This is a genomic window from Sinomicrobium kalidii (assembly GCF_021183825.1).
GTDB lineage: Bacteria > Bacteroidota > Bacteroidia > Flavobacteriales > Flavobacteriaceae > Sinomicrobium > Sinomicrobium kalidii.
Map to the genome: position 1 here is coordinate 4,738,812 of NZ_CP089211.1, position 20,592 is coordinate 4,759,403.

General features: G+C 49.3%; 11 protein-coding genes. 7 read left to right on the forward strand and 4 right to left on the reverse strand.

The window, feature by feature from the left end:
* The first annotated feature begins 40 nt into the window (after window positions 1-40).
* The 7 genes from LS482_RS19060 to LS482_RS19090 all read left to right on the forward strand — a co-directional run bounded on the left by LS482_RS19060 (window position 41) and on the right by LS482_RS19090 (window position 15,070).
* Complete coding sequence (locus LS482_RS19060) at window positions 41-2,749, forward strand: glycoside hydrolase family 78 protein (RefSeq protein ID WP_233029107.1); 2,709 nt, start codon at window positions 41-43, stop codon at window positions 2,747-2,749.
* Window positions 2,750-2,866: 117 nt separating this feature from the next.
* Complete coding sequence (locus LS482_RS19065) at window positions 2,867-4,006, forward strand: sialidase family protein (RefSeq protein ID WP_233029108.1); 1,140 nt, start codon at window positions 2,867-2,869, stop codon at window positions 4,004-4,006.
* Between the two features lie 136 nt (window positions 4,007-4,142).
* Window positions 4,143-5,060, forward strand: coding sequence for a sugar phosphate isomerase/epimerase family protein (locus LS482_RS19070; protein WP_233029109.1), 918 nt, complete (start codon window positions 4,143-4,145; stop codon window positions 5,058-5,060).
* 81 nt (window positions 5,061-5,141) lie between these two features.
* Window positions 5,142-7,838 carry an alpha-d-galacturonidase gene (locus LS482_RS19075; RefSeq protein ID WP_233029110.1) on the forward strand — a complete coding sequence of 899 codons (2,697 nt, stop codon included), beginning with the start codon at window positions 5,142-5,144 and terminating at the stop codon, window positions 7,836-7,838.
* 9 nt (window positions 7,839-7,847) lie between these two features.
* Complete coding sequence (locus tag LS482_RS19080) at window positions 7,848-11,420, forward strand: malectin domain-containing carbohydrate-binding protein (protein ID WP_233029111.1); 3,573 nt, start codon at window positions 7,848-7,850, stop codon at window positions 11,418-11,420.
* A 120-nt stretch (window positions 11,421-11,540) separates the two neighbouring features.
* The gene (locus LS482_RS19085; protein ID WP_233029112.1) at window positions 11,541-13,961 is read left to right on the forward strand and encodes a glycoside hydrolase family 2 TIM barrel-domain containing protein; all 2,421 of its coding nucleotides are present in this window, start codon (window positions 11,541-11,543) and stop codon (window positions 13,959-13,961) included.
* Between the two features lie 98 nt (window positions 13,962-14,059).
* Complete coding sequence (locus LS482_RS19090) at window positions 14,060-15,070, forward strand: zinc-binding alcohol dehydrogenase family protein (RefSeq protein ID WP_233029113.1); 1,011 nt, start codon at window positions 14,060-14,062, stop codon at window positions 15,068-15,070.
* A 34-nt stretch (window positions 15,071-15,104) separates the two neighbouring features.
* Here LS482_RS19090 and flxY read toward each other — a convergent pair whose 3' ends face one another.
* The 4 genes from flxY to LS482_RS19110 are packed head-to-tail and all read right to left on the reverse strand — an operon-like array spanning window position 15,105 to window position 20,512.
* Window positions 15,105-16,397, reverse strand: a complete 1,293-nt coding sequence (gene flxY, locus LS482_RS19095) for a flexirubin biosynthesis putative acyl-CoA ligase FlxY (protein WP_233029114.1) — start codon at window positions 16,395-16,397, stop codon at window positions 15,105-15,107.
* Window positions 16,398-16,400: 3 nt separating this feature from the next.
* Window positions 16,401-18,080 carry a C45 family autoproteolytic acyltransferase/hydrolase gene (locus LS482_RS19100; RefSeq protein ID WP_233029115.1) on the reverse strand — a complete coding sequence of 560 codons (1,680 nt, stop codon included), beginning with the start codon at window positions 18,078-18,080 and terminating at the stop codon, window positions 16,401-16,403.
* The gene (locus LS482_RS19105; protein WP_233029116.1) at window positions 18,073-18,960 is read right to left on the reverse strand and encodes a cupin-like domain-containing protein; all 888 of its coding nucleotides are present in this window, start codon (window positions 18,958-18,960) and stop codon (window positions 18,073-18,075) included. Before LS482_RS19105 ends, LS482_RS19100 begins: the two co-directional genes overlap by 8 nt.
* Before the next feature lie 13 nt (window positions 18,961-18,973).
* On the reverse strand, window positions 18,974-20,512 hold the full coding sequence (locus LS482_RS19110) for a phytoene desaturase family protein (protein WP_233029117.1): 1,539 nt from the start codon (window positions 20,510-20,512) through the stop codon (window positions 18,974-18,976).
* Between the last annotated feature and the right edge of the window lie 80 nt (window positions 20,513-20,592).

The following is a 20,592-nucleotide window of genomic DNA, read 5'->3' on the forward strand; positions in this document are numbered from 1 at the left end:
CCTATACTATCTTTTTCTGTTCGGCTGCCTCTTACAAAGCATGCCTGCAACCGCCGGTACAGAAAAAGTGAGCGTAACCGGCCTCAGATGCGAAATGCTCACCGACCCCGAAGGCATTGACGTCATTCAACCGCGTTTAAGCTGGATACTGCAAACCGGGGAACAAGACGTACGGCAACAAGCCTACCGGGTGATGGTGGCCTCAACAAAAGAAAAGCTGAACAATGATGAAGCCGACCTGTGGGACAGCGGCAAAGTGGAAAGCGATAATTCCGTCCACGTCAAATACCGGGGAAAACCGTTACAGAGCAGGGAAGAAGCCTACTGGAAAGTAAAAATATGGATCGGCAAGGGAGAAACCGAATGGAGTAGCCCGGCGTTTTGGAGTATGGGCATCCTCACCTATGCCGAATGGAAATCCACCCGGTGGATCGGTATGGACAAAGCCTTTCCCGGTGATAGCATCAGCCAGTTCTCCAGGCTGTCCGCCCGCTACCTCAGAAAAGAGTTCGACACAAAAAAGAAGATAAGGAAAGCAAAAGCCTATATCATGGGATTGGGCCTGTACGAACTTTATATCAACGGTCAAAAAATAGGCGACCGGGTGCTGGCCCCTGTCCCTACAGATTACACCAAAAACGTAAAATACAACGTATTTGATGTCACTTCGCACATTAAACAGGGTGATAATGCCATCGGGACCATACTCGGTAACGGAAGGTATTTCGCCATGAGGCAGAATTATAAGCCCTATAAGATTAAAACCTTCGGTTATCCGAAAATGGCAATGCAGCTCGTCCTCGAATACACCGACGGCAGCACGGAGACCATAAAGACCGACGAAAGCTGGAAACTCACAGCCGACGGCCCCATCCGCACCAATAATGAATACGACGGGGAAGAATACGACGCCCGCAGGGAAATGCCCGGGTGGAACCGTTCCGGTTTTGATGACAGCAACTGGTTACAGGCCACCTATGTCCAGGAACCCGGCGGTTTTTACGAAGCGCAGATGACCCCCGGAATGACGATCATGGAAGAACTTACTCCCGTATCCGTCACAAAGCTGGATAACGGGAAATATATCCTGGACATGGGGCAGAACATGGTAGGATGGCTGCAGATCCGGGTCCGGGGAGATCGCGGCGACAGGATCATCCTCCGCTTTGCCGAATCCCTCAAAGACGACGGTTCGTTATACACGGCCAATCTCCGGGATGCCAGGGTGACCGATGTCTATACGCTGAAAGGAGAGGGAGAAGAAACCTGGGAGCCGAAGTTTGTATACCACGGTTTCCGCTATGTGGAGGTCTCGGGATATCCCGAAAAACCATCCGAGGACGATTTCGTGGGAAAAGTGGTCTACGACGAACTGGAAATCACGGGAACATTCAGGTCGTCAAACGATATTCTCAACCGGGTATTCAAAAACGCCTACTGGGGCATCCGCGGAAACTACAAGGGCATGCCCGTAGATTGTCCCCAGCGCAACGAAAGGCAGCCCTGGCTGGGCGATCGGGCCACCGGGGCGTATGGAGAAAGTTTTGTGTTTAACAACGTTACCCTCTATGCCAAATGGCTCGATGATATACAAAACGCTCAGACACAGGACGGGGGTATCCCCGATGTGGCCCCTGCATTCTGGCGCTACTACGGCGATAATGTCACCTGGCCCGGAACCTATATCAATGTGGCCGACATGCTGTACAACCAGTACGGCGATAAAAAGGTACTGGAAGAACACTATCCTTCCATGAAAAAATGGGTGAAATACATGGAGACCAACTATCTCGAAGACGGCCTGATGACGCGGGACAAATACGGCGACTGGTGCGTCCCTCCCGAATCACCGGAACTCATCCATTCGCGCGACCCCCGGCGTAAGACCGATGGCGTGCTGCTGGCCAGCGCCTATTACATCCGCCTTTTAAAACTGATGAAAAAGTTTGCGGGGATTATCGGTGCCGGTCAGAAAGATATCCGGTATTATGAGGAGCTTTCCGGGAAAATGACAAAAGCCTTTAATCGTCGGTTTTTTGATAAAGACAAATACAGTTACGACAATAATACCGTAACCGCAAACCTGCTCCCCCTCGCATTCGGCATCACTCCCGAAGACCTGCAGGAAGAGGTCTTTGAAAACATCGTTTACACCATCGAAAAAACCAACAACAGCCATATCAGTACCGGGGTGATAGGTACCCAGTTCCTGATGCGTACCCTGACCGAATACAGAAGGGCCGATCTCGCTTTCCGGCTGGCATCCAATACCACCTATCCCAGCTGGGGATACATGGCAGAGAACGGGGCCACCACCATCTGGGAACTCTGGAACGGAAATACCGCCAAACCGGAAATGAACTCCCAAAACCATGTGATGTTGCTGGGCGACTTGCTGATCTGGTATTATGAAGACCTGGCAGGAATAAAAAGTGATCCCGAAGCGCCCGGTTTTGAAAGGATTGTGATGAAACCCGCTTTTCCGGACGGACTCGATCATGTCGATGCATCCTATCAATCCGTACGAGGCCTGATAAAAAGCAGCTGGAAGAAAAAGGGGAGCAGGTTGGAATGGCAGATCACCATCCCTCCGAATACTACCGCAGAGGTCTACCTCCCCGGGAATAATGCCGAAAAGGTAAAACTGGACAACAGGAGACTGGATCGTGCCGGGATACCTTTTGAGAAGGAGCGAAGCAGGCTGGTCCTGCAACTCGGACCGGGAGATCATAGGTTTAACGTAAACTGAAATCACTAAAACTGTTCGGGATAGTGCAGGATGCTTCCCCCAGCAGTTCATCGTATTTTAATCCACAAATTATTGGTTGCTGAACGAAGTCGAAGCATCCATCAAAAAAAAGGAAATATGAAAACACTCAAATTAGGAATAGCATTTTGTATAGCACTTACACTCAGTAATTGCAAAACCAAGCCCTCCCCGGATGAAGCGACCTGGAAAGAGGGAATTGTCACGGATGAATTTATTTACGAAGAAGCTCCGTATCCTTCCTGTCACGCCGCTACCATAGCCGAAACACCCGAAGGACTCGTTGCCGCATGGTTCGGCGGAACCCATGAACGCCATCCCGATGTGGGGATCTGGGTGAGCAGAAACAAGGATGGAGCGTGGGATACCCCGGTAGAAGTGGCCAACGGGGTCATTAATGATACCCTGCGTTACCCTACATGGAATCCCGTACTGTATCAGGTACCGGACGGGGACCTGATGCTGTTCTATAAAATAGGGCCTCATCCCTCTAAATGGTGGGGTATGCTGACCACTTCATCCGACGGGGGAGAAACCTGGTCAGAACCCGAAAATTTGCCCGAAGGCTATATCGGCCCGGTAAAGAACAAACCGGTTTTACTGGAAAACGGTGACCTGGTGTGCCCGTCCAGTACCGAAGGCGACGGTTGGCGTGTACACATGGAGATCACCCCCGATTTCGGAGAGACCTGGAGCATGACCGACTCCATTTCAAGGGGACCGGAAAAGATCAATGCCATCCAGCCCAGTATTCTTAACCACGGCGACGGAAAATTACAGATCATTTGCCGTACCCGGAACAGGGCATTGGGAACATCATGGTCGGAAGATTACGGCAAAACCTGGTCGACCATGGAATTGATGAACCTTCCGAACAACAATTCCGGTACGGATGCCGTGACCCTTCAGGACGGAAGGCATCTGCTGGTCTATAACCACGTATTACCCCCGGGTGAAAAGGTCAAGGGCCCCAGAACCCCCCTTCACGTTTCCCTTTCCGACGACGGAGTTAACTGGGAAGCATCGCTCATCCTCGAAGATTCGGAGATCAGCCAGTATTCCTATCCCTCCGTGATCCAGGGATCGGATGGCATGATCCATATCGTCTATACCTGGCGTCGTGAACGTATCAAATACGTGAAGATCGATCCTGACAAGATGATCTCTTATCCCATAGAAAACGGTGTCTGGCCGGGAACCGGCACACAGGAAGAAGAGGTTGCTGAAGCAAAGAATTAATAGGAATGAAATGAATGAATAAAAGATTGAAATAGATGGATAGGAGATTGAACAAGGTTGGAAAGCGACCTTTCATCAATCTACCGAAATCCGCCGCTCGTCTGCGACGAGTGGCATTACTTAAAGAATTATAACAATGAAAAACCAATATAAACATCCCCGCAGGGATTTTCTGAAGACCGTTTCCCTGGCAACTGCCGGAATAGTGGCAGGAGCCTGTTACAGTCCTCTTTCGGCCATGACCACGAATGGAAAAGAACAAAGATACAGGATCGCCGTATGCGACTGGATGATCCTGAAAAGACAAAAACCAAGCGCCTTTTCCCTGGCCGCAGAAATCAATGCAGACGGTATCGAACTCGACATGGGCGGGCTGGGTTCCCGCGAAACTTTCGACAGCAAACTGGGAGACCCGGAAATACGAAAGGAGTTTCTCGAAACGTCCCGTAAACTCGGCGTGGGAATAAGTTCTATCGCCATGTCCGGGTTTTATGCCCAGTCCTTTGCCAAACGGCCCACGGTCGATCGTATGGTACAGGATACGGTAGATACGATGGAAGCGATGAATGTCAAGGTGGCCTTTTTACCCCTCGGGGTACAGGGAGACATGGTAAAAAACCCGGAACTCCGTCCCCAAATCGTAAAACGGCTGCGCAAAGCCGGGGAAAAAGCAGGGAATATCGGCGCCGTCATTGCCGTGGAGACCTCTTTTGATGCAAAGGAAGAAAAACGTTTCCTCAAAGAGGTCGGTTCCCCTTTTGTAAAGAGTTCCTTCAATTTTGCCAATGCCGTGGAAAACGGCAGGGATATCAGCAAAGAACTACGGACCCTCGGGAAAGAATACATCGCCCAGATCCATTGCACCAATACCGACGGTGTATGGCTCCGGAACGATAAGCAGATCGACATGCCCGCTGTCAAAAAAACACTCGACCGGATGCAGTGGAAAGGATGGCTTATCGTGGAAAGATCGAGAGATGTAAACATGGTGAGAAACGTAAAAGCAAACTACGGAGACAATGTAGCCTACCTGAAGTCCGTATTTCAGGAGTAGTAAACATAAAGTGTCATCCCGAGCGCAGCGAAGGACCTCCGAAAAGTAATATTCCGATCAAAAAAGGATAAACCATAACTCATGAAAACCCGATCAGTTCTACTATACCACATCATACTATGCATCTTTATGCTTTCCTGTACGCAGGACAAACATATCACCATAGTAACCCGGGAGAACACATCCCCCCGCATAACGTTCGGCGCCGAAAAACTGGCCACTACCCTGAAAAAAGCAGGCTACACCGTAGATATGTCTGCCGACACTACGGCATTGCAGGCCAAGGGAAAAACGATCCATATCCGTGAAAATAAAAATATCGACCTGAAGAAAGAAGGTTTTCGCATTGTGTCCGAAGCAAATGTGATGCGTATCGAAGGTGCCGACGCTTCCGGCGGGCTCTACGGGGCGATGGAAGTGGTCGACAGGATAAAGAAAACAGGAGCGATCGATTTTAAGCTGGATTTTTCCGATGCCCCCGAAATGGTTTTACGCGGCAGCTGTATCGGGCTTCAGAAACCCACGTATCTCCCGGGGCGTACGGTATACGAGTATCCCTATACCCCCGAAACATTCCCCTGGTTCTACGACAAGGAACTCTGGATAGAATACCTCGACATGATGGTGGAGAATCGCATGAACTCCCTCTATCTGTGGAACGGTCACCCGTTCGCATCCCTTGTGAAACTGAAAGACTACCCCTATGCGGTGGAAGTAGACGAGGAAACGTTCAGAAAAAACGAGGAAATATTTAAGTTCCTTACCAAGGAAGCGAACAAAAGAGGGATCTGGGTCATACAGATGTTTTATAACATTATTGTCTCCAAACCTTTTGCCGAACACCACAATATTAAAACGCAGGACCGACAGCGTCCGATCACCCCGTTGATAGCCGATTATACCCGGAAATCCATAGCCGCTTTTATCGAAAAATATCCCAACGTAGGCTTACTGGTCGCTTTGGGTGAAGCCATGAGCGGTAAAGAAACCGATGTCAGGTGGTTTACCGAAACTGTCATCCCCGGTGTAAAGGATGGCTTAAAGGCATTGGGACGAACGGACGAGCCTCCCATAATACTCCGCGCACACGATACCGATGCCCCTTTGGTCATGGAGCATGCGCTGCCGTTATATAAAAATCTGTATACAACACATAAGTATAATGGCGAATCCCTGACCACCTACGAGCCCCGCGGCCCGTGGTCCGAGATCCACAAAAAACTGAGTAAAGCCGGTTCCGTACATATATCCAATGTCCACATCCTGGCCAACGTGGAGCCTTTCCGCTACGGTTCACCCGATTTTATCCAGAAAAGCGTCAAGGCCATGCACAGGGTTCATGGCGCCGATGCATTGCATTTATATCCGCAGGCATCGTACTGGGACTGGCCCTATACGGCCGATAAAACCGAACCGCGATTGCTGGAGATGGACCGCGACTGGATATGGTATAAAGCCTGGGCGCGCTACGCCTGGAAAAGTGAGCGGGACCGTCAGAAAGAAATAACCTTCTGGAGCGATCTCCTGGCTGGTAAATACGGAGTGGGAAGGGAAGACGGAAAGAATATTCTCGACGCCTACGAGCAAAGCGGGGAGATCGCTCCCAAGACCCTGAGACGGTTCGGCATCACCGAAGGGAACCGGCAGACCCTCCTGCTCGGGATGCTGGGAAGCCAGTTGGTAAACCCGTACAAATGGAAAGTGTACCCCGGTTTCTATGAATCCTGCGGTCCCGTGGGAGAAAAACTGATCGATTATGCCGAAAAGGAATGGAAAGGCGAAGCCCACACCGGGGAAACCCCGCCGCAGATCATCGAGGAGATAACAACACATGGCAAACTCGCCGTAGAAGCGATAGAAAAAGTGGTACCCCATGTTACTGAAGACAAGGACGAATTTGAACGGTTAAGGAACGATATGCATTGCTACAAGGCCTTTGCCGATTTCTTTTCGGAAAAAGTAAAGGCTATGATGCCTGTGCTCCGCTATCAGTATTCCGGCGAAGTATCCGACCTGGAAAAAGCCGTTCCCCATTTAAAAAACAGTATAACACATTACAGGAAGCTTGTGGACCTTACAAAGGGCAGCTACCTGTATGCCAACAGCATGCAAACCGCCCAAAGGCGTATTCCTATCGGCGGCAATGACGGAAAGTACAAGACCTGGGAAGAAATGCTGCCCCTTTACGAAAGGGAACTGGCCAACCTGGAGCGCAATATAGAGCGGTTGAAATCCTCAAAAGACGGCAAGCTGGAAAAGAAAGCAGTAAACCCCTGGTCCCCTGCGAAAGTCGAAATACTGAATGTCGGAACAACAGGGTTTTCTGTAAAACACGAGCAAGCGTTTTACAAGGGGGTGACCATAGAAGCAGCGGCAGGCGAACTGGAAAAACTACAAGGCATATATATCCCGAAGGAAAAACAGATAGAAGAAGGCACACAGCTGAGATTTAAAAATGACCGGCCCGTTAAAGTCGTGGTAGGCTATTTTAATACCGACCGGAAACGCTTTTTGCTACCGCCGGCCCTGGAAACCAATGCTGCCGGGAATCTCAGGGGAGAGGCTGAAGTAATACTGGCCAATGCCCTTAAAATAAAAAATATGCCCAGGGTGAATATTCATACGTATAGGTTTGACCCAGGCGAGAACGAACTCAAACTCGGAAAAGGAAGGGTGCTGATACTGGGCTTTATAGATGCCGATGAAAATATAATCTCCAGGAATGCCGGGTTAATGGGGGAAAACGAAAAAGAAGCCATAGACTGGGTATTTTATTAAAAAGAAAGAATGCGTTTAAAATTATCAGCCATAGGTCTTTTTTGTTTTTTACTGACCCTTTCGTGCGGCAATCCCGGGAAGGAAGTATCCGTCCGGCAGGTGATCCCGTTGAACAGCAACTGGAAAACCATGACCGTATCGGGTAATGATACCCTGAACAATGATAAATATATCCGGTCTGCCTACGCAGATACCGCCTGGCAGAAGGTCAATGTTCCCCACAACTGGGACCGCTACGAAGGCTTCCGCAGGAATAAACATGGCAACCGCCATGGAACAGCCTGGTACAGGAAAGAACTGTATGTAGATCACAACGAAGATAAAACAAAACGCTATTTCCTGTTTTTCGAGGGTGTAGGCTCCTATGCGACGGTATGGGTCAACGGCAAAAAGGCCGGGGAACACTGGGGAGGAAGGACCACTTTTACACTCGATATAACCAAGCTGTTGCATTTCGGTAAGGCCAATACCATTGCGGTCAAAGCCGAACACCCCGCATTCATCACCGACCTGCCCTGGGTCTGCGGAGGCTGTTCCGGGGAGTGGGGCTTTTCAGAAGGGTCGCAGCCCATGGGGATTTTCCGCCCCGTTTCGCTGGTGGTGACCAATGATATCCGTATCGAACCGTTCGGGGTCCATATCTGGAACGACGAAAACATATCAAAAGAAAAAGCCAAGCTGTTTGTAAACACCGAGATCAGGAATTACCGGGCCTCCGGTGGTGAAGTCAGGATCGTTCATAAATTGCACGACACTTCCGGTAAGGTGGTGGCCCGTAATGAAGACAAGGTAACAGTAGAAGGAAACGGAAAGGGAATGAGCAGAACAGAACGGTTAGATGTCATCAACCCCGAATTGTGGTCCCCCGGAAAACCATACCTCTACCAATTATCGACCGTAATAACCGACGGAGATACTGTAATAGACGAAGTAAAAACATCATACGGCATACGGCGGATAAGCTGGCCGGTAGGAAGAGAAGGAGATGACGGCCGTTTTTTCATTAACGGGGAACCGCTTTTTATCAACGGTACCTGCGAATACGAACACCTTATGGGAAGGAGCCATGCCTTTACCGACAGGCAGGTCCGGGCACGGGTAGAACAGGTCAGGGCCGCAGGGTTTAATGCCTTCCGGGAAGCACATCAACCCCATAACCTAAGGTACCAGCAACACCTCGATAAAGAAGGGATCCTGTTCTGGAGCCAGTTCTCGGCACATATCTGGTACGATACCCCAGAATTTAGGAAAAATTTTAAAACATTGCTGAGGCAGTGGATCAGGGAAAGGCGGAACAGCCCGTCCGTAGTGCTCTGGGGTTTGCAGAACGAAAGCGTGATCCCGAAGGAATTCGCCGAAGAATGCACCCGTATCATCCGTGAAATGGACCCTACCGCTTCCGCCCAGCGAAAAGTGACCACCTGCAACGGCGGGGAAGGAACCGACTGGAACGTCATCCAGAACTGGTCCGGGACCTATGGAGGCGATCCGTTTAATTACGGCAACGAACTCAGCGAGGAATGGCTCAACGGCGAATACGGTGCATGGCGCACGGCCGATCTGCACACCGAAGGCCCCTTCCGCCAGAAAGGGAAATACAGCGAAGACCGTTTTTCCAAATTGATGGAGATTAAGGTAAAACAGGCCGAATCGGTCAGGGATAAGGTGGCCGGGCAGTTCAACTGGCTCTTTGCCTCCCATGAAAACCCCGGAAGGATACAGAACGGGGAAGCCTATCGAGATATGGACAGGGTAGGCCCGGTAAACTACAAGGGACTGTTCACCGTCTGGGGAGAACCGCTGGATGCCTACTATATGTATATGGCCAATTATGCCCCTGTGGAAACACAGCCCATGGCCTATATCGTATCCCATTCCTGGCCGGACCGCTGGACATCGCCGGGAATAAAGGATAGTATTACCGTCTATTCCAACTGTGACGAAGTAGAGCTTTTTAACGGGGCCGGACACATTTCACTGGGAAAAAAGAAAAATCCCGGCCGGGGAAAACACTTTCAATGGGATGATGTCCCGGTAAAGTACAACATCCTCTATGCCGTAGGCTATGAAGACGGCAAGGAAGTGGCCACGGATTGTATTGTACTGGATCATTTGCCCGGATCCCCCGACCTGGAGGGTTTAAAAGAAACGGACCCAGACGTCCTCAAACCGGAAAAGGAAAAAAACTACATATACCGGGTCAATGCCGGAGGCCCCGGGTTTACGGATACCTTCGGAAATACCTGGGCCGCCGACGTCCATAAAAGCAGGGAAGGTACCTGGGGCTCCCTGTCGTGGACAGACGATTTTGAGAACCTCCCGGATTTCTACGCCAGCCAACGAAGGGTCTTTGATCCCATACGGGGAACGGCAAACTGGGATTTGTTCCGGAGTTTCCGCTACGGAACAGACCGCCTGCAATACGAGTTCCCCGTAGAAAAAGGGAATTACACGGTAGAATTGTTCTTTATCGAACCCTGGTACGGCACCACGGGAACAACCGACTGCACCGGGTGGAGAAATTTTGACGTGGCCATCAATGACAGTGTAGTATTAAAAGACCTTGACATCTGGAAGGAAGCCGGGCACGATACGGTATTGAAGAAGACATTCACGATTAAGGCCAATAAGGGCATATTGAAAATATCATTCCCCGAAGTGGCATCCGGACAGGCCGTGATCTCCGCTATTGCCATTGCTGCGGAAAACCCGGATGCGGAGCCTGCTCCCGCATCACCATCAAATATCGTGAATATCGATATGGACGATAAGTACGACGAATTTTGCGAAGCAATGACCTGGCTGGACCGGGGACAAAAACAATACAGCGATACCAATGCGAGGTTCTTACCCTTGCCATACAAGCTTTATGGAGGCGATTGGTTGCGTTTTGCCGATGTTTTGAAGGATAAGGAGTTTGAGGAAAGCTTTATTCCCCTTAAAAATTCGAATATATATGTGTTGCTGGATGAAACGGTAAAACCGCTGCCAAAATGGCTTTCCGCCTACGAAAATACCGGGGAAAAAGCAGCCAACAACAATGGATCGGTTTTTAACCTTTACCGGAAAAGGGCAAAAAAAGGAGAAACGGTGGCCTTCGGGCCGAACGGAAACCGGAAAGATAACACCCCTGCTGCCATGTATACCATAATTACGATCCCCGAATACCGGATGGATGAAGGAGAGAACTCCCGCCCCGTATTTACACATGAAGCGGAAGAAGCAGATATATCCGGTCAGGGAACAGGGAAGGGGCATTTCAAAAAAGAAGATTACATCACCTTCCCGGAGAAAGGCAATAACAGTATTACCTGGGAGGTCAATCCCGGACTGGCCGGAGAATACCTGCTGCGGTTCAGGTATATGAACATGGGCGACAGCCCTGTACAGGTCAGGCTGCAAATAGAATCTGCGGATGGAATACTGTTAAAGGACGACGAGATCAGCTTTCCCGTAGCAGACAGGAAATGGCGCATACTCAACACCACCACCGGAGGATATATCAATGCGGGAACATATAAGGTGAGCCTGTCTGCCGAAAATATGGAAGGGCTCAGACTGGACAAACTGGAATTTCAATAGGAACAAATTAAAATGGTTGATTCAATAAAGAGGGACAGATAGTGGGTGACGGATGACAGAAGATATTTCTCCATCTGTCATCTGTCACCGGTCTTCCGTCCGAAAAATAGAATAAAGGAAATGAAGGGAACACATCGCATACTATACCTTGTATTTATACTCCTGTGCTGTGGATGTAATACGGAAGAGAAACCCGCCCGGGCAGTGATGGATTTTAACGAAAACTGGCAGTTTAAGCCGGGCGATCACCCCGAAGCCGTAAAACCTCAATTCGACGCATCCGCATGGCGAACCCTGGACCTGCCCCACGATTGGAGCATAGAAGGCGGGTTCAGCAAAGACCATCCGGCCAGACCCGAAGGCGGTGCCCTCCCTACCGGAAAAGGCTGGTACAGGAAGACCTTTGAGATGCCGGAGGACTGGCAAAACAAGTCCGTACGGATTGAATTTGACGGTATTTACCGCAACAGCGAGGTGTGGATCAACGGACATCACCTCGGAAAGCGGCCTAACGGTTATATTTCCTTCGGATACGATCTTTCTCCCCACCTGAATTTCGGAGAAACCCCTAATGTTATTGCCGTAAAAGCGGATAATTCCCCGCAGCCCAATTCCAGGTGGTACACCGGTTCGGGTATTTACAGGAACGTAAGATTGATTGCTACCGGAAAACTGTATGTACAACCCTGGGGCACTTATATCACCACCCCGGAAGTGTCGGAAAAATCGGCAAAGGCAAGACTTGAAGTGACGGTAGGCAATAATAGTGGCAAACCCGGAGAATTAAAGGTAATATCCGAAGTATTGGACGCCGATAATGTAGTCGTAGTCCGGTCGGAATCCTCCGGGGAGATCGCTTCCGGGGCAACCCTTGTCATACACCAGGACCTTCTTGTGGAAAACCCGGTGTTGTGGGATGTGGATCATCCGTATGTATACAAAGTGCACACCCGGATATATAACGGTAATAAGCAGACCGACAGTTACGAAACCCCGCTCGGCATCCGCTATTTTGATTTTGATGCGGAAAAAGGTTTCTCACTGAATGGAAAACCCATGAAAATACTCGGCGTATGCCTTCACCACGATTCCGGCGCCCTGGGTGCGGCAGTTCACGAAGATGCCCTGCGCCGCAAGCTGACCTTGCTGAAAAACATGGGCGCCAATGCCATCCGTACGGCCCACAACCCGCATTCCCCCGAATTGCTGCGGTTGTGCGATGAAATGGGTTTTATCATCCAGGACGAAGCCTTCGATGTGTGGAAAAAGAAAAAGGTAAAGGAAGACTATCATACCGGCTGGGACGACTGGCATAAAAAAGACCTCGAAGACCTTATAAAACGCGACCGCAACCACCCGTCCGTGATGATGTGGAGTATCGGTAACGAGATCAGGGAACAGTTCGACAGTACGGGGATAACGATCACAAGAGAGCTTACGGACATCGTAAAATCGCTGGACACCACCCGCCCCGTCACCTGCGCCCTGACGGAGAACATTCCCGAAAAGAATTACATTTACCGGTCCGGGGCATTGGATCTTCTCGGCTTCAATTACAAGCGGGGAGATTATAAAAACTTTCCCGAATGGTACCCGGGAGAAAAGATCATCGCATCAGAAAATGTTTCGGGCCTTGCCACCAGGGGCCATTACGACATGCCGTCGGATAGTGTCATGCACTGGCCCGAAGCATATGATGCGCCTTTCGAAGGTAACGAGGATCATACCGTTTCCGCCTACGACCATGTAGCCGCATACTGGGGAACAACGCACGAAGAAGCCTGGAAAACCGTAAAAAATCTCGATTTTATGGCCGGACTTTTTATTTGGACGGGTTTTGACTATCTTGGGGAACCTGTACCGTATCCTTACCCCGCCAGAAGTTCGTATTTCGGGATCATTGATCTTGCAGGATTTCCGAAAGATGTTTATTATATGTACCAGAGCGAATGGACAGATAAGCCCGTATTGCATATCTTTCCGCACTGGAACTGGGAAGAAGGACAGGAGGTGGACGTCTGGGCCTATTACAACCAGGCCGATGAGGTGGAACTCTATCTGAATGGAGAATCTCTCGGGAAAAGATCAAAGAAAAATGGCGAACTTCATGTGATGTGGCGGGTGAAGTACGAACCGGGAACTCTGAAAGCCGTTTCGAGAAAAAACGGACGAACGGTGCTGGAAAAAGAAATACACACCGCCGGAAAGGCTTCGGGCATGGAACTGCTCCCGGACAGGGGCAGGATAAAGAGCAACAAAAAGGACCTGTGCTTTGTGACCGTAAATATTATGGATAAGCATGGAAACCCTGTGCCATGTGCCGGTAACGAGGTCCGGTTTGAAGTATCGGGAGGAGGGAAGATCGCTGGAGTGGACAATGGTTATCAGGCCGGTACGGAATCCTTTAAAGCCTCAAAGCGAAAGGCGTTTAACGGAAAATGTCTTGTTATTGTACAATCAAACGGAAAAAAAGAGGATGTTATACTGAAAGCCCGTTCCGAAGGACTGGAAATGGCGGAAGTGAAGATTGAAGTAGATTGAATAAGATTGATAGAAGATTGATTGGAGTTTAATCTTATTCAATCTACTATCAATCTCTCCAAAGGGAGAAAGAATCATCTGAATAAATAATATATACAATGAAATATATCGTATGTGAAACCCCGGGCAAGTTTGCCCTGAAAGACAAACCCAAACCGGAACTGACCGATGGTCATGCCCTGCTGAAGATCCATAAGGTAGGCATTTGCGGAACAGACCTGCACGCCTATGCCGGGAACCAGGCATTTTTTCAGTACCCGAGGATACTGGGACACGAACTGGCCGCGGAGGTGATAGCGATCGGGGAGAATGACAGGGGGATAAAACCGGGCGACCAGGTTATTGTAATGCCTTATGTGAGTTGCGGGGATTGCATAGCGTGCAGGAAAGGCAAGACGAATTGCTGTGCCAATATCCGCGTACTGGGCGTACATGCCGACGGGGGAATGCAGGAGGAGATCGTAGTGAGGAACGACCTCCTTATTCCCGTGGACGGGCTTACCCATGAAGAAATGGCCATTGTAGAACCTTTGGCCATAGGAGCGCATGCCCTGAGAAGGGCCTCTTTGAAACCGGGAGAGATCGTCGTAGTGGTAGGGTGCGGCCCCATAGGGCTCGGGCTGATAAAACTGGCACAGATATCGGGGGCAAGGGTCATTGCCATTGATGCGGTAGCGTCCCGTTTGCAATTTGCCAAAGATGTGATCGGGGCAGATCATGCTTTGCACGTATCCGAAGACCCGGTTAAGAGGGTCGCCGGGATCACCGATGACGATATGGCCACCGCGGTTTTTGATGCCACGGGCAATAAAAAGGCCCTTGAAAGCGGGATCGATTATATGGCTCATGGCGGGAGGTATGTGCTGGTAGGCCTGTCCAAAGAAGACCTGGTTTATAATCATCCGAAGATACATGCGAAGGAAACCACCCTGATGTGCAGCAGGAATGCCACTTTTGAGGACTTCGAAAACGTCATAGCCCACCTGAAGGAATTCCCGGCTGATTCATTTATCACGCATCGGGTGCATTATACCGAGATGATCGGGAATTTCGACAGCTGGCTGAAGCCGGAAACCAATGTTGTAAAAGCCATGGTGGATTTTAATTAAAGACAAAGGAGGCCGGACCACAATTTTTTACAATCTACTCCTGCCTTTTGTCGATAAACAGTACCGGTTTACGGCTCATTTTCGGAAATCGAAGGGCATTGATATGATCCGGAGTGTGAAACTCGATGCCCGGAAGTACCCGTAGTTTGGCCCGGAAGTGATCTTTTATCTCCTGTAAAAGGGCCTCCGAAGGTTTGGAAGAAGCCGCCTTGATGAGGATTTCATCGGTACCCAGTTCGTTCCGGGACACTTCGATGACATAGGAGTCGATTTCGCTGAAATGTGTCATCAGATCCTGCATGGCCGGGGGATAGAGCGTAGTGCCCTTGTATTTTATCATCTGCTTTTTACGGCCCACCACCGGCCCCAGTCGTATGGTGTTTCTACCGCAACGACAGGGAGATGTGTGACCCCTGACCATGTCCCCGGTGCCGAATCGGAGCAACGGCATACCTTCAATACCAAGGGTGGTAACAGTGAGCTCGCCTATACTGCCGTCCGGTACGGGAGTGCCGTTTTCATCCAGTATTTCCGTGATAATGAGTTCCGGGTGGTGATGTCCGCCCTGTCCGTGTTCGCATTCGGTAAAAGCGGTACTCATTTCGGTGGAGGCATAGGTGGAATAAAGTTCGATATTCCACCCGCTTTTTATTTTGGCGGCCAGTTTATTTGGTGAAAAATCCTGGTTGCGGAGCGCCTCACCTATACAGATCACGGCCTTAACCCCTGACTGATCGGGGTCTATACCGTGCTGGCGGGCATATTCGATCAGTTTCAGCAAGAACGAAGGTACAGCGATGAGGTAGGTGGGCCTGAACTTTAAAATGGAATCCCATTGCAGTTCGGGTATCCCGGCACCTACCCGTATGATCCCTGCCCCGAGTTTCCTGGCCCCAAGGAAATAGGCCAGCCCGGCCATAAAACGGCGGTCCATGGTGGTCATCAGTTGCAACACATCGCTTTTTTGCACTCCGGCGCAGGCAAAGGATATGGCCTCGTTATAGGCCAGGCGTTCAAGGTCGGCTTCGGTAAGGGCAAAGGTTACCGGTTGGCCGAGCGTTCCGGAAGTGGTTACATAATCGATGATATTTTCCCTGTCTACACAGCGAAAATCATCGTTGTATTGCTGAAGGTCGTCCTTGGTGGTCACGGGAATTCGTGCAAGGTCTTCCAGGGTACGGATATCTTCCGGTTGTACGCCGTGCTTTTCGAATATTCTCCTGTAGTACGGCGAATGCCCGGAGACATAACGGAGCGTCTCAGCCAGTTTCTGTTCCTGGAATGCTTTTATTTCTTCCGGTGATTTTCTTTCTATATCGGGGATCATGGATTACCTGTTTGATCTGTTTTCGGATTTCCGGATGTACCGGTTTAGCATTTCCCTGTCGGGTACGGTGGTCACTTCTTTGGAAGCCGCTTCCCGGAATGCCGGCAGGGCTGCTTTGTAATATTTCTTCTGATAGTAGTATTTTCCGATGAGATAATGAACTTCCCATAAGTCCGGATTACTTTCCCTTAATTCACGCAGGGTTTCGGGGGCAATGCTTTTTTTGTTTTGTATATGGTATTGCACTTTTTTCTTCAGTTGCCTGTATTTTTCGTAATTCCGATAGGCTTCGGTGTAGAGGAACGGGTCTTCCGCAATGGCTAACGAATCAACAGAAACAGACGCGGGATTGTCATTTTTATACCTGTTAAAAATGGTGTTGAGGTCGTAGGCAACAAATTCTCCCAGTTGATAGGGATTGGAAGATACCCAGGCGAGGCGTTGTTCGGGTTTGAACACCACGCCGTGATGTGCCAGTAACTGGTTCAGGGCTTTTTCATTCCCGTAACCTATCTTTTTATCGTGCAGGCCGTCTTTGTTACGGAGTATGCTGACAGCAATTTCCGGGGAGATTTTTCGGTATTCCGTAAGAAGTTCTTCAAGGCGTTCGTAACGGTATTCGGAATGGCTTTCTTCAATATGTCTGCTGTTTCGCCGGTCGTTTTTGTAGGCATCGCTCTGAAAGTGATTGGTACAGATCATCCGGTCGGAATTCGGAACGGAATAGACCCCGAAATTTTCCGGAGATACTTCTATGATGACCGCTTTTTTATCGGCGGCACTGCCTACGAATATGGATTCGGAGACAAAGACACTTCTTTTTTTTGCGATGGCAATGGCTTCTTCAATAGTGGAAGCATACTGGAGGATTTCTCTCGTAACAATTGAAATAGGGGTTTTGGCCACCAATGGTATTTTGGATTTTCCCGCATTTATGGTCACCGTAAGTCCGTGTTCATTCATTCCGGAAACCACGCCGATCATCCCTGCCCAGGTAACGGACATGAATTTATAGCCGCTATCGGGGTTTACAAAAGCGACGATCTTTTCCCTGGCAAATTCATCCCCGGCGTAGAAATCAAAATTCCTGCCTATGAGAAGACTGCCGTCGCCGGTCTTATCTCCGCGAACAGCAAAGGAAGAACATCCGACAAGGGCGAGGTCCTGCAGGGCATGACCGATATCGTGTGCCCCGTGGAAATACAATACCCGCAGGTAGGGTTCGGCCAGATTGTTGTATTCCGGTGACGCATAGCGGGAAAGACCGTATATCTCGGCCTTGTATTCTTCAGGTACATGCTTATATACCTTACGGTTGTACCAGGCCAGGAATTTGCGAAGAAGGGCCTTTTTGAATTTTGAAGGGACCAGTTCGTCCACTTTTGAAAGGAATACGCGTTCCTGCCTGCGGAAGAGTTCTTTTGTCAGGGTTCCCATGGCCAGTCCCCGTTCCATGGGGTCGCCTTCGACGTAAAGTTCCCAGAGGCCCTGTTTGTTCCTGCGGAGGAAGTTATTGCCCGAGACGAAAGAGGTGTCTGAAATTTCTGTTCGTTCGGGGATCGTCTGATGGTATGAAGTTATATCGGGCCGGTCCCTGAGGGATCCGGAAATACCGCACCCCGCCAGCATAATGAGTATGGCGGAAAGACCTGCTGCCTTTTTTATTGCGTATGCCCTAAGCATTAATCCCCTGTAATTTGACCAGTTTTTTGTTTGTTTTCTTTACGGCGAGTGTTTCCTTGTAATCCAGCCATTTCTGCCCGAAAAACCGGCGCATATTATTGTCAAAGTGCCGCATGATGAACACGTTGTAGAGCATTGTCGCAAATTTTCCCGGTTTGCGGGGCAACGCTCTCAGGGTCATGGAAAAGCCGCCGTTGAGATATTTGATATAATGCCAGTACCCGCCGGGCATGAACAAGGCGTCCCCGTGTTTCATTTCGGCCCGGATACCTCGGGCATACCGAAGGGCGGGGTATTTGTCAAAATCCGGTTTGTCCATGTCTATTTTATCGAGATTGTGAATGGAAAAGGGCACGCGATACAGGTATTTTGTCTGTTCCGGGGAAAAGAGGGTCACGCTTTTATCGCCGTGAAAGTGAAAGTGCATGCTGTCCGGAAGATCGATATCGTAATGCATGAAAACCTTTGAATTGCCACCTCCGAAGAACAGGGCCGGCAACCGTTTAAAGAATTTCAGCCCGATATCGGGATATTCGAAATCCTTGAGGAGTTCCGGCATGTGATCCAGGATATTGTAAAAGAAGATACGCAGGTCGGTAGGTTCGGTTTTCAGTATTTCGATATAGCGGGAGAGTTCCATTTCCTTCACCGGGGCATAAACGCTTTGTTTTCCTTTTGCAGGCTTATTGTTGTAAAGGGGCACTACCTGGTCTCCGGCCCGTTGCTGAATATAGTCGAGGGTCCATTTTTTACGGGCGCTCCAGTTTTCGGTTAGGCCTTCAATGAGTACGGGGCGGCGTGGTTTATAGTAGTTTTCTATAAATTCCTTTTTGGTAATGTTCTTTACTCGTGGTACGGGTATGGTTTTGAACTGTCCCATGTTGCCGGATTTTTTATGAAACTTCCTCTTGTTTACTGGTTTCGATTATTTGGTTGAGCAGGTAGTCCTTGCCCAGTATTTCCGAACAGGTAATGACCGCTCCTATGGTAACTCCAAGGATACCGTGCATGTTGATGCTCTGCCCGGTGAAAAACAGGTTTTTTATCTTGGTCCGGGGGGAGACAAAAGACCGCATATGATTGTTGACATCCTTAACATAACCGTACATCGAGCCCTGGTGACAGCCTATATAATCCCTGTATGATAGGGGAGTGGAGGCATAAACGGCATGAATACATTCACGCAGGCCCGGGAATTTTTTCTCCAGTTCCCGTAAAAAGCATTCGGTTTTCCGGGCCTTGAACTCTTCATAGGTTTGCCCGCGGTCGTTTTTGCTCGCTACGGTATTGAAAGTATTTTCCCAGTGTTTTACTTCCTCATAGCGCATATAGGTCATAGCCGTAAGGCTGTCTCCCCAGGTACGGGTATCTTTTTTAACGCCCATGGATACCATATATCCTTCGGGCCAGCTTTCTTCGGTGTAATTCTGTGCATCCCATACTTTTGTATGATCCCTGAAGTGGTAATAATTCCGGTTCAGATATTTAAAAGTGCCGGGGTTCAGGACAATGTAAAGGCTGAAGGCCGAAACGGTGTTTTCTATGTTTTTTATCCGCGATACATAAGATTTCCGGAATTTGTCTTCCCCGATAAGGTCTATGGTGAGTTTGGGTTCTATGTTGGAGATAAATGTGTTCCCTTTTATCTGCTTTCCGTTTTTGGTACGAACGCCGGTAATCCTGTTTTCCCCGACATCGAACCCGGTGACCTCGTGATATTTATAAGTTTCCCCGCCATACTGCTTTAATTTCCGGATCAGGATTCTGGAGATCTGGCTCCCCCCGTTTACACAGCGATATGCACTTTCAATATAGGAGTTTACCGAAAGGGCATGTACATAAAAAGGGGTGCGCTCCGCATCCCCGGCATAAAGAAAATTTGTTCCGGCCAGTACTGCCCGCAGTTTTTTGTTTTTGGTAAGGGAATCGATATATGTTTTTGCCCCGGTCCGGAATACCTCGGTATTGTCGTAATAAGGTTTTCCGTGTTTGAGTTCGTAAAGGGGAAACTGGGCACAGGTTTCCCGCAACCTGCTGCAATAAGCTTTTATTGCGGTTTGTTCTTTGGGGAATTGTGCCGACAGGGTATCGATAAAATTTTCATAACCCTGGGCATAATGGTATTCCTTGTCGTCATTATCAAAAGTAATGACATCAAAACCGTTTTCGTCAAGCTTTTTCAAGCTGAGCTCGTCCGTAATACCGAGATACCGGAAATAACGGTGCAGATTTTGTCCTTCGGAAAGGCCGCCGATATAATGGACTCCGGTATCGAAAATGGTCTTGTCCCTTGTAAAGGTTTGCAGGTTGCCCCCGTACTGGTTGTTTTTTTCAAGGACACATACGCTGTAACCTTCCCGTGCCAGTATGTTTGCCGAGACCAGTCCGCCGAGGCCGCTTCCTATGATAACAATATCGTAATGTTGCTTCATATAATAAATCTATCCGTGGTTTTGAATTATGACTTCAGTAAAAAATACTGCGATTTCTGTTATCGCCATACTGTGTCATG